Source organism: Streptomyces sp. NPDC087844, from assembly GCF_044742785.1.
GTDB lineage: Bacteria > Actinomycetota > Actinomycetes > Streptomycetales > Streptomycetaceae > Streptomyces.
On sequence record NZ_JBIUVD010000018.1, the window covers coordinates 195,968 to 206,904 of the forward strand.

Annotated in this window: 9 protein-coding genes; 3 read left to right on the forward strand and 6 right to left on the reverse strand. The window is 71.6% G+C overall.

Annotated elements, in window-relative coordinates; all coding sequences use genetic code 11:
• Positions 1-110: 110 nt before the first annotated feature.
• The 3 genes from ACIOKD_RS30365 to ACIOKD_RS30375 all read right to left on the reverse strand — a co-directional run bounded on the left by ACIOKD_RS30365 (position 111) and on the right by ACIOKD_RS30375 (position 3,565).
• Positions 111-2,234: a serine/threonine-protein kinase gene (locus tag ACIOKD_RS30365; protein ID WP_402090298.1), complete on the reverse strand. Its 2,124-nt coding sequence runs from the start codon at positions 2,232-2,234 to the stop codon at positions 111-113.
• A gap of 78 nt (positions 2,235-2,312) precedes the next feature.
• Positions 2,313-2,870, reverse strand: a complete 558-nt coding sequence (locus ACIOKD_RS30370) for a MarR family winged helix-turn-helix transcriptional regulator (RefSeq protein ID WP_402090343.1) — start codon at positions 2,868-2,870, stop codon at positions 2,313-2,315.
• Between the two features lie 80 nt (positions 2,871-2,950).
• Complete coding sequence (locus ACIOKD_RS30375) at positions 2,951-3,565, reverse strand: type 1 glutamine amidotransferase family protein (RefSeq protein ID WP_402090300.1); 615 nt, start codon at positions 3,563-3,565, stop codon at positions 2,951-2,953.
• A gap of 248 nt (positions 3,566-3,813) precedes the next feature.
• Here ACIOKD_RS30375 and ACIOKD_RS30380 point away from each other — a divergent pair, with 248 nt between their 5' ends.
• The 3 genes from ACIOKD_RS30380 (at position 3,814) to ACIOKD_RS30390 (ending at position 6,864) form a co-directional block, all read left to right on the forward strand.
• A complete protein-coding gene (locus ACIOKD_RS30380; protein ID WP_402090302.1) occupies positions 3,814-5,172 on the forward strand; it encodes an aspartate aminotransferase family protein in 1,359 nt (452 codons plus the stop codon).
• Between the two features lie 158 nt (positions 5,173-5,330).
• Positions 5,331-6,062 carry a GntR family transcriptional regulator gene (locus ACIOKD_RS30385; protein ID WP_402090304.1) on the forward strand — a complete coding sequence of 244 codons (732 nt, stop codon included), beginning with the start codon at positions 5,331-5,333 and terminating at the stop codon, positions 6,060-6,062.
• 151 nt (positions 6,063-6,213) lie between these two features.
• Positions 6,214-6,864 carry a hypothetical protein gene (locus tag ACIOKD_RS30390; RefSeq protein ID WP_402090306.1) on the forward strand — a complete coding sequence of 217 codons (651 nt, stop codon included), beginning with the start codon at positions 6,214-6,216 and terminating at the stop codon, positions 6,862-6,864.
• A gap of 33 nt (positions 6,865-6,897) precedes the next feature.
• Here ACIOKD_RS30390 and ACIOKD_RS30395 read toward each other — a convergent pair whose 3' ends face one another.
• The 3 genes from ACIOKD_RS30395 to ACIOKD_RS30405 form a co-directional block, all read right to left on the reverse strand.
• Positions 6,898-7,188: a hypothetical protein gene (locus tag ACIOKD_RS30395; protein WP_402090308.1), complete on the reverse strand. Its 291-nt coding sequence runs from the start codon at positions 7,186-7,188 to the stop codon at positions 6,898-6,900.
• A gap of 62 nt (positions 7,189-7,250) precedes the next feature.
• The gene (locus ACIOKD_RS30400; RefSeq protein WP_402090310.1) at positions 7,251-7,850 is read right to left on the reverse strand and encodes a hypothetical protein; all 600 of its coding nucleotides are present in this window, start codon (positions 7,848-7,850) and stop codon (positions 7,251-7,253) included.
• Positions 7,851-8,019: 169 nt separating this feature from the next.
• Positions 8,020-10,374 (reverse strand): MMPL family transporter, encoded by a 2,355-nt coding sequence (locus tag ACIOKD_RS30405; RefSeq protein WP_402090312.1) that lies wholly within the window; start codon positions 10,372-10,374, stop codon positions 8,020-8,022.
• Between the last annotated feature and the right edge of the window lie 563 nt (positions 10,375-10,937).

A 10,937-nucleotide genomic window follows, 5' to 3' on the forward strand; every position in this document is an offset into this window, starting at 1 on the left:
TGTACGCGTCAAGGCCGGGCAAGGGGCGGGTACGGTCCAGGAGCGGTCGTACGGGGGGAGTCGTTCGGGGGCGGTGGTTCGGGGGCGGTTGTTCGGGGGCGGTCCCGCCGTTACTGCTTCGTGTACGTCAGCGCGTCGCCGTTGCTCGCGTTCACGCGGCGCAGCCGGCCGTCCGGCAGGAGGGTCAACTCCGTTGCCTCGCCCGGTGAGCAGGACGTGGCCGGTTCTCCGACGCTGACCTCGGACGGGCCGATCCGCAGCGGACCGCCGTCGCTCGGCGCCTCGGCGAGCGACGCCCGGAACACACAGTGGTACGTACCGCCGTCCGCCGGGCCGTCCGCCGTGAGCGAGAGGACCGTGGCACCCACCTCGCCCTGCTGGATGGTGAGTCGGCGGGTGTTGCGACCCGTGGCGTTGTCGATGGACGCGGTCCAGGTGCCGAGGTACTCGGTGGGGATCGTGCCGTCCGCCGGCGTTCCCTTGCCCGTGGTGGGCGGCTGCGTCGAGGGCTTCCCGGTGGACGGGCCGGGGGTGGTGGGCGCGCCCGTCGTCCGGGACGCGGTCGGGTCGCCGCCTGCCTGGCCGTCCCCGTCGCCCTTCATGAGCGCGTACACGGACGCGCCCGCACCCAGCGCGACGACCAGCGCCACCACGATCAGTACGGCGGTGGAGCGGGCGTTCCCGCGCGGCGGCTCCGGTTCCGGCCGCGGCGCGAAACCCGGTCCGTACGGGGGTGTCGGGCCGTACGGAGGGGTCGAACCCGGGGGTGCGTAGCCGTGGGGATTCGCGTAGGCGTTGGGGTTCGCGTAGGCGTTGGAGGCCGCGTGCCCGCCGGGGGGCGCCGACCAGGCGCCGGGCTGCTGCTGCTGCTGCTGCGGGTAGCCGTAGCCGGTGGCGGGCTGGGGGTGTTGCTGGGGGTAGCCGTAGGCCGGGTGGGCGGGGGCCGGCGCGGGGGCCGGGGGAGCCTGGTTCGCCGGTGGGAGTGTGCCGGGCCGGCCCGCGGCCATCGTGGGGAGGTGATCGGCGGGGGCGCCCGTCGGCGGTGCCGGGAGGGGCGGGGAGGAGGCGTCGGGGGTGGGGGCGTGTTCCGGGGATGCCATGGGAGGGGGTACGGGGGCAGCAGCCGGAGCGGGCGCCGGGGCGGATGCGGGGTCCGGAGCTTCCTCGCCCCCGCCGCCCCGTCCCGTCCCTTCGTCTCCGCCTCCGCCGTCCCGTCCCGTCCCTTCGCCTCCGCCTCCGCCTCCGGGGGCTGCGCCCCCAGGCCCCCCTTCGGCCCGGACGGCCTCGTCCCCGAACGCCGGACGGGCTGAATCGTCCGGATCCTCCGAGTCCAGCAACCGCACCGCGTGGCGGCCCAGTTGCGCCACCAGCATCCCCGGCAGCCAGGGGTCGCGGCTGCGGCCGTCCACGACGGTGTCCTCCGCTCCCGTGCGCTCCAGGATGTCGTCGAGCGTGGGGCGGGAGGCGGGGTCCTTGCGCAGGCACTGGCGCACGAGGTCGGCGATGCCCTCCGGCACCCCATCAAGGTCCGGTTCCTCCTGTGCGATACGGAACATCAGGGCGTGCACCCCGCTGTTGGCCGCGCCGAAGGGGAGGGCGCCCGTGGCCGCGTACGACAGGACCGAGCCCAGGCAGAAGACGTCGCACGCGGGCGTGACCCGGTCGCCGCGGACCTGCTCGGGGGCCATGAAGCCGGGCGAGCCGACGAGTGCGCCGGTGCGGGTGAGGCCGCCGTCGGTGACCGTCTCCAGAGCGCGGGCGATACCGAAGTCGATGACACGCAGGCCGTCGATCGTGACGAGGACGTTCGACGGCTTGAGGTCGCGGTGGATCAGTCCGGCCTCGTGGATGTCCTTGAGCGCGTGCGCGAGGCCGGCCGCGAGGATCCGTACGGAACGTTCCGGGAGCGCGCCGTGGTCGTGGCCGACGACCTCCTGGAGCGAGGGCCCTGCCACATAGCACGTGGCGACCCACGGGATGGCCGCCTCGGTGTCCGCGTCGAGCACCGGCGCCGTCCAGTAGCCGCCCACGCGCCGGGCCGCCCGCACCTCCTGACGGAAGCGTGCGCGGAACTCCTCCTGTTCGGCGAGTTCCTGGCGGACGAGCTTGACCGCGACGGTCCTTCCGCGGTCGGAACGCGCCAGATACACCTGGCCCATACCGCCCGCGCCCAGCCGCGCCAGCAGCCGATACGCGCCGATCCGGTGCGGATCCGCAGGTCCGAGCTTCTCCATCGAAACGCCGCCCTCCCCCGTACATGTGCGACAGCCCGAGGATAGTGCGGCGGAACAGGGAGACGGCAGAGGCGGTGTCTACGGTTCCGTAACAGGGGGCGCGGGTTCCGTGGCTGTTCCGGGACCGGGTTCCGTGGCTGTTCCGGCACCGGCTCCCGTGACTGTTCCCGCGCTTGATTCCGCGGGCGCCCCCGTGACCGTCTCCATCGCTCCGATCAGCCGTTCCAGCACCCGTACGGTCTCGGCCAGCCCCTCCTCCCCGAGGGTTTCGCGGGTTTGGAGGGTTTGGAGGGTGTCGGCGAGTCGGTCCGCGAAGGCCGCGTGCCCGGGGCCGATCTTCCGGACGGCCTCGAAGCCCTCGCCGGTCGGCCGGAGCAGCTTGGCGCGGCGGTGGGCGGGGTTGGGCACGTACTCGGCGAGGCCCCGCTCCACCAGCAGGTCGGCGATCCGCTGCACGCTCTGCCGGGTGATGCCCATGGCCCGGGCGATCCCCGAGACGGGCAGCGGTTCCCTCAGGACGGCACCGAGCACCTGCCACCGGGCGGCGGTGAGCCCGGCCGGCCCGGCCAGCTCCTCGGCGACGCCCAGGTACTGGCCGTTCAGCCGGAAGACCGCGAGCGCGCTGCGGCTGAACAGGTCCTGGCGCTCCCTGCTCGCCTCACCCGCCTGACCCTGAGCGCCCGCCCGACCCGCCTCACCCGGTCCGCTCACTTCGCTCACTGCCCGGCCGCCTCAAGGATCTCGTACGCCTGCGCGTCCGAGTCGTGGAACAGCCGGTACCAGGCGTCGAGCACCTCTCCCTCGTACACGCCGAGCAGTGCGAACACCTCCCGCGCGAACGCGACGGGCTCGGTGGGTCCGGCGGTGACGAGCCCGCCGTCCGTCACGGCGTCGGCGTCCACGTACCGGTCGCCGCCCTTGTAGCCCGTGGCGGCCAGATAGAAGGACACCGCGCCGGTGTGGGCGCGGTCGTCGAGCAGACCCTCGCGGGCGAGTCCCGCGGTGGCCCCGCAGATCGCGGCGACGGGCACGTCGGCCGCCAGGAACTCCCGCGCCGTGCGGGCGAAGGGGAGGAGTTCTTCGCTCGTGTCCCAGAGGTCGGCGCCCGGCAGGATCAGCAGCGCGGCGTCCTCGGGGCGTATGTCGTCGAGCGTCACGTCGGGCAGGATCCGCAGCCCGCCGACGGACCTCACCGCGTCGCCGGAGAGACCGACGGTCCGGATCTCGTAGCCGGCGCGGGCGAGATACGCGGTCGTGTGACCGGTCTCCCAGTCGGCGAGCGTGTCGTAGACGGCGAGGTACACGGGCTTGCGGGCGGGACGGGGGGTCACGGCTTCTCCTCGGTCACTCGGTGGCTCGGTCGCTCGGTCATTCAGCCAGCCAGTCATTCGGTGGCTCGGTCACTCACTCGGTTAATGTGTCAGCACGCTGTCATCTCGACAGGATGCTGTCAACGAGCCATCGGGCGTCCGGCGCCCGTCGGGGTGTCCCCACACACGACAACCTGTCGCTTTCACGGCCGCGCCGCAGACAGGACGCCGATGTCGCGCCCACGCCCCGGACACCTACCCTCGGGCGCATGACCCCTCAGCCCAATCCCCAGGCCGGCGCCGCCGTGAAGGCCGCGGACCGTGCGCACGTGTTCCACTCCTGGTCAGCGCAGGAGCTCATCGACCCGCTCGCCGTCGCCGGTGCGGAGGGGTCCTACTTCTGGGACTACGACGGCAAGCGGTATCTCGACTTCACCAGCGGCCTCGTCTTCACGAACATCGGCTACCAGCACCCGAAGGTCGTCGCCGCGATCCAGGAGCAGGCCGGGAAGATGACCACCTTCGCGCCCGCGTTCGCCGTCGAGGCCCGGTCGGAGGCGGCCCGGCTGATCGCACAGCGGACGCCGGGCGACCTGGACAAGATCTTCTTCACCAACGGCGGCGCCGAGGCCGTCGAGAACGCCACCCGGATGGCCAAGCTGCACACCGGCCGCCCGAAGGTGCTGAGCGCCTACCGCTCGTACCACGGGGGCACCGCCGCCGCGATCAACCTCACCGGCGACCCGCGCCGCTGGGCGAACGACAGCGGAACGGCCGGGGTCGTGCGCTTCTGGGCGCCCTTCCTCTACCGCTCCCCCTTCCACGCCGAGACCGAGCAGCAGGAGTGCGAGCGCGCGCTCCAGCACCTCGCCGACACCATCGCGTTCGAGGGCCCGGCCACCATCGCCGCGATCATCCTGGAGACGATCCCGGGCACGGCCGGGATCATGATCCCGCCGCCTGGCTACCTGGAGGGCGTCCGGGCGCTCTGCGACCAGTACGGCATCGTCTTCGTCCTGGACGAGGTCATGGCCGGCTTCGGACGCACGGGCAAGTGGTTCGCCGCCGACCACACCGGTGTCGTACCGGACCTGCTGACCTTCGCGAAGGGCGTGAACTCGGGATACGTGCCGCTCGGCGGTGTCGCCATCTCCGGGGCCGTCGCCGACACCTTCGCCCGGCGCCCGTACCCCGGCGGGCTCACCTATTCCGGGCACCCGCTCGCCTGCGCCGCCGCCGTCGCGACCCTGAACGTGATGGAGGAGGAGGGCGTCGTCGAGCAGGCCGCCCTGATCGGCGAGACCGTCCTCGGCCCCGGGCTGCGCGAGCTGGCACAGCGCCACCCGAGCGTCGGCGAGGTGCGCGGTACCGGTGTCTTCTGGGCCCTGGAGCTCGTACGGGACAAGGAGACCCGCGAGCCCCTCGTCCCCTACAACCCGGCGGGCGAGGCGAACGCCCCCATGATGGCCTTCGGCGCGGCGGCGAAGGCGCACGGACTGTGGCCCTTCATCAACATGAACCGCACCCATGTCGTGCCGCCGTGCAACATCACGGAGGCGGAGGCCAAGGAGGGCCTGGCCGCGCTCGACGAAGCCCTGTCCGTGGCCGACGAGCACACGGCCCGGTAGCGCGGACGGAGGAGTGTGCCACGGGATGTGACGGAGAGGTGCAGCAGAGGGGTGTGACGGAGGACTCCCGCAATCCGGGTGGCCCGACATCGAACGCGTAAGGTGACTGGCTCGTAGATATGAGCGAGTACTTATTCGATGGGGGAAGGACCCGGACGATGCCCGCCACCGGCAGCGGCAATGGCGCCGTGACCCGCAGCACCCTGCGGCAGCAGATCGCGGACGCGCTGCGCGACGAGGTGCTCGCCGGGCGCCTCCAGCCGGGCAAGGAGTTCACGGTCAAGGAGATCGCCGAGCAGTACGGCGTCTCCGCGACCCCCGTCCGTGAGGCCCTGGTCGACCTGTCGGCCCAGGGTCTCCTGGACGCGGACCAGCATCGCGGGTTCCGCGTCCACGAGTACTCGCTGAACGACTACCGGGGCATGATCGAGGCCCGCAGCCTGGTCACGGAGAGCATCTTCCACGGGCTGCTGGACGCGACGGCCGCCACCACCCGGGGCGCCCGCGCCGCGCTCGCCACCCGCTCCGACGATCCCCGCACCGCCACCGCGCTCGCCGGGGTGCGCCGCCGCGGCGAGGAGGCGCAGCGGGCCGCCGCGGCGGGCGATCTGAACATCCTGATCGGCTACGACCTTCGCTTCTGGCGCGAGCTGAGCGGCTTGTTCGGCAACCCGTACCTCGCCGACTTCCTGCACCGGCTGCGCGTCCAGTCCTGGGTGTGCGCGGTCCAGCACCTGCGCCGGATCGAGGACCTGCGCGGCCATCTGTGGGCCGAGCACACGGAGCTCGTGGACGCCCTCACGCGCCGGGACGCCCCGGCGGCGCACGAGATCGTCGCCGCGTACAACACGCACTCGCTGGCACTGATCGAGCTGCTGGCGCAGGGCTGACGGTCGCGGGCCGGCGGTGGACCGATGGTGGATCGACGGTGGATCAACGGTGGGCCGGCCGGTGTGGGGTATCCGACCCGCACGAAGGGGACCTACCGTGCCCTCACCCATTACGCTGCCTTGACCACCGTGCTGAACGAGGAGCTCTCAGTTGGCCTGTGACCTGTGGCTGGTCCCGCTCGTCGACATCTTGTGCCACACCCCCGACAACCCCTTCGCCGAGGAACTCGCGCTCTACGACAAGGTGCTGGGCGAGGCCGGACTCCCGCCGGTGCCGGTGTACGCGTACATGCCGGGCCTCTCCGGCGATGTGGCGCCGGTCGCGGGCTTCGACTACGACGCGCTGCACTTCCTGCGCCGCGCCTACCTCCTCCAGGTGTGCCAGCTGCCGGTGACACCGGTCGGCGAACTGGGCGGCGACTACGAGCAGCTGCTGGAGATGTTCGACACGACGGCCCAGCAGTCCCACCTGGTCTGGCACTACGACCACGCGGGCGCGTACGTGCCGGTGGACTTCCCGCACCCGCTGTCGAGCGACGAACTCCTCGCGGGAGGCGGCCCGTTGGGCTCCTCCCAGGTGCTGCTGCGCGAGCTGGAGCTGGTCGCGCCGTCGATCGGCATCGACCCCGCCAACCCGCCGGTGCCGCCGCAACCTCCGATGGCGCCGACGGAGTTGGAGGAGCCGGCCGCCCCGGCCCCCTTCGACGCGAGCCCGTTCGCCCGCGAGCGCCATGTGTGGCTGGGCCTGCACGCGGCGGCTACCCGGAGCCTGGCCCAGGGCTCGATGATCATCTTCAGCTAGGGACCGGCCCTGCCCGGGGAACGGCAGGGCCTCTCAGCGGAGTTGGGACAGGCCCTTCTGGAGATCCTCGCCGTTCATGATCGGGGAGACCTCGACCTCCGCGCCGAACTGGGTGAAGAACGGCTCGCCCATGGTGGGCAGCTCCGAGCTGTCCCGCATGTCGAGGAACAAGAGGGCGGTGCGCCGGCCACCCAGGGCGCCGAAGTACGCCGCCTCGGGCTTGAGATGGTCCAGCGCCTCCTTCATCAGCTCCGCCATCTTGCCGCTGCGGATCGCCTCGTTCGCCTTCTCCGTGTCCATGGTCGCCTTGAGTAGAACGCGCATCGCACTCACCTTCTCTGATCTGATGGTTTCACGCATACGCGTACACGATCAGAGTATGCCCGTTATGTCGGAATTGAGAGGTCCGATGTGGGACTTGTACGGCACGACCACAGCAGCGCCACGGCCTGGTCGCGGGTGCGGGCCGGGGCGTCGTTCCAGGCACACAGCAGCTCCCAGTCGCTGAACAGGGCGCTGCCCGCGGGGTCCAGGCGCCTGCGCACGGTGGCCAGGGCCGCCCTCACCTGCGGACTGCAGGACTCCGCGTTCCCGGTGACGGCCCAGGCAAGGGCTCCGACCAGGCTGGCCGCCTGCGGGGCGTGGGGGAACCCGACGTACAACAGGCCCTGCCCCTGGCACCACCCGTGCCGGGCGATCAGCAGGGCACTGCGCCGGAAGATCTCTTCGTCGTACGACGCGTCGCCAGGGGTGTCGCTAGGTGCGTCGCCACGAGTGGCGCCGTGTGCTCCGCCGCGTACATCGGCGCGTGCATCGCCGTCCCGAGCGTTGCCCCGTGCGTCGTGCACTGTGCGTGCGTCGTACACGTCATGCACGTCATGCACGTCATGCACGTCATGCACGTCATGCACGGCGTACACGTCATGCACGTCGTCCGGCAACGTGCCGAGGGCCGCGACGTCGGGGTGGTGCAGGACTGTGCTCATCAGGTGGGGCTGCCTCTCATGAACAGGAATGTCTTGCCTGGGTGTGGCGCACATGGACGCTGCGCCGTCGACCCGGGAAGGCGAGGCGATCGGCGCAGCGGGTGGTGCGGGGAGGGCGGGACGGTCCGGGACGGCGGGTCAGGTCAGGTCCGGTCCGGTCCCCGTCCGGTCAGCGCAGGGTGGGTTCGGCCAGCGGGAGGCGTTCGCTCACGTCGGCCTCCTCGTCGGTGGTGACGTATGCCGGCTGCGGGGCGGCGGCCTGCGGGGTGGCCGCCTGCGGGGCGTTGCGGCGGTGGCGGCCCCAGGTCCGGTCGCCGATCAGCAGGAGCGTGGCGGGCATGACCAGGCGGCGGATGATGAGCGCGTCCAGGATGACGGCGGCGGCGAGGCTGATGCCCAGCTCCCGCACGATGCTGATCTCGGCACTGGTGAAGGAGGCGAAGACCGCCACCATGATCGCCGCGGCGCCGTTGACGAGACCGGCGGTACGGGCCAGGCCGCCCAGGACGGACTCGCGGTGCGAGAGGCCGCCGAGGTAGGACTCCCGCATCCGGGAAATCATGATCACCATGTAGTCCATGCTGAGCCCGAACATCACCGCGAACAGCATCAGCGGGGTGACGCTGTTGATCGAGTGGTCGTCGTTTCCGCTGACCAGGGCGAGGAAGCCGAGGCTGGCACCGACCACGGCGATGTTGAAGGCCAGGGCCAGCAGCGGCAGCAGGACCGAACGGAAGGCGAACAGCAGGATCAGGAAGCTGAGCAGGGCGACGGAGGCGACCACCAGGGGCACCGATCGCAGGACCAGGTCGTCGAAGTCGGAGCCGGTGGCGGTGGCTCCGGCCAGGCGGACCGTGACCGCGGAGTCGGTGCCGTTCCGCAGGTGGTCACGCAGATCGTCGACCAGGTGGTGCGCCCCGGAGCTGTCGGGGTCGGTACCGGGGGTGACGACGACACGGGTGACCAGGCGGTCTCCGTCGCGCGTCCAGAACCCGCCGAGTGCGGCGCGTTGACCCGCGTCCAGAGCGGAGGGGTCGGCCAGGGTCCTGGAGAGCGACGCGGCGGGCAGGCCGAGGGAAGTGACGGCCTGGACCTTGTCGGCGCCGGGTGCGGACTCCGCGTAGGAGGCGACGTCCGTGGCGCTCTTGAGCAGGGTGTCGGCCTGGTCCCGCTCGGCGCTGAGCACGACCTGGACGGGGAACATCTCGCGTACGCCGATGTCCTGCTTGATGCGCTCCATACCGATGCGGGCGCTGTCGTCGGAGGGCAGGATGTCCGCGCTGGCGACGGGGACGCGCAGGGTCAGCTGGGCGGCGGGGGCGGCGAGCGCGGCGAACACGACCACGAGGCCGGCCAGGACCAGTCCGGGGCGGCCGGAGAAGCGACCACCGGAACGGCTACCGGAATGGCTACCGGAACGGCTACCGAGACGGCCGACTGCGCCGGTTTCGGCGGTTTCGGCGGTTTCGGCGGTTTCGCCGGAGGTGGTGGTCGGGGCGGCGGACTTGCTGGCGTTCTTGCGGCGGCGCAGGGTGCCCCAGTTGATGCGGTCGCCCAGCAGGCTCAGTACGGCGGGCAGGAGGGTCACGGCGATGGCCACGGCCACCAGGGAGACGGCCACGCCGCCCAGGGCGATGCTGGTGAAGGACATGGCGCGGGGGATGAAGAGCGCCGAGAGCGCGACCACGACGGCCAGACCACTGAAGAGCACGGAGTGGCCGACGGTGCGCATGGTGCGGTCCAGGGCGTCCGGCACGCTGTGTCCGTCGGCCAGTTCCTCACGGAAGCGCTTGACGATGAAGAGCGAGTAGTCGACGGCGACCGCCAGGCCGACCATGGACACGATGTTGGTGAACAGGCTGTTGACGTCCGTGAACTGCGTCATCCCGTAGCCGATGGACTGGGTGAGCATCAGGGTGACACCCGCCATGAGCAGCGGAACGACCATCGCGGCCACGGACCGGAAGACCAGCAGCAGTACGACGAAGAGCACCGGGAAGGCGATCATCTCGGCGCGGGTGACGTCCTCCTTGGAGTGCACGTTCAGCGCGTAGTCCAGGGCCGGGGCGCCGGTGACGTCGGCCTCGACGTTTTCCCCGACGGCGTCACGGACGTCGTCCTGCAGGTCGGGCACGAGGTTCTGGACCGTCGTGTTGTCGGTGCTGAAACCCACCTGAAGGAACGTCGTGCGGCCGTCCTCGGACAGCCACTCCGGATGGGTGGCGCGGTCGGTGACGGTGGACACCCCGTCGCGCTGCACCGCCTTACGGGCCGGCGCGACCGCGTCCTCGACGGATCCGTCCTTGCTGTGCAGGACGACCAGCAACGAGTTGGGGGCTTCGTCGAACGCGCGCTCCAGCGTGCGTTGGGCCTTGACCGACTCACCCCGGGGGTCGGAGAAGCCGCCCGTCTTCAGCGCGCCTTCCAGCTGGAGCGCGAAGGGGACGGCCAGGGCGAGCAGCAGCAGCCAGGCGGCGATCACGGACTTGGGCCGTGAGACGGCGAGTTGGGCGAGTTTCTTCACTTCTACTCCTGGGATCGGGGTCCGCCGCTCGCAGGGGCGGGCGGGCCGTCCGATGACGACCAGATCAAGGGCGACGCAGTCGATGATGGAACATCAATGATGCGTTATCGATGACTCATCATGCATGCCGTGACATCGATGACGCAACAACTTTGGAGAGGCCGTTCTTCAGGAAGGTGCCGGACGCGCCTCGATCGGGAGGATTCGGCCACGTCGGACCGCCTGGCGCCGGGCCGGTCCGCGAGTCGACGGAACGTCAGGGCCCGCGAAGCGGCCGGGCGGAGGAGGTCGCGGCTGCCTCCCTGCCGACGATCCGGCAGCGAAGGGGCCACCGCGCCGCCCGAAGCGAATGGCGTGAAAACACGCGCCGGAAGGCTGCGGGTCCGGCCGGCTGCAGGTCCGGCCGGCTGCAAGTTCGGCCGGCTGCAAGTTCGGCCGGCCTTGATGGGCTAGCGGGCGAGCGAGCGGGAAACGGGACGCGCCGGGGGGGGGGGCCCCCCCCCGGGGGGGGGGGGGGGCCCCCCCCCCCCCCCCCCCCCCCCCGCGCCCCCGGCGCGCCCAGT

Coding starts and splice junctions, on each gene's coding strand:
- ACIOKD_RS30380 (WP_402090302.1), top strand. CDS start 3,814: ATGACCCCTCAGCCCAATCCCCAGGCCGGCGCCGCCGTGAAGGCCGCG.
- ACIOKD_RS30400 (WP_402090310.1), bottom strand. CDS start 7,850: ATGAGCACAGTCCTGCACCACCCCGACGTCGCGGCCCTCGGCACGTTG.
- ACIOKD_RS30365 (WP_402090298.1), bottom strand. CDS start 2,234: ATGGAGAAGCTCGGACCTGCGGATCCGCACCGGATCGGCGCGTATCGG.
- ACIOKD_RS30395 (WP_402090308.1), bottom strand. CDS start 7,188: ATGCGCGTTCTACTCAAGGCGACCATGGACACGGAGAAGGCGAACGAG.
- ACIOKD_RS30385 (WP_402090304.1), top strand. CDS start 5,331: ATGCCCGCCACCGGCAGCGGCAATGGCGCCGTGACCCGCAGCACCCTG.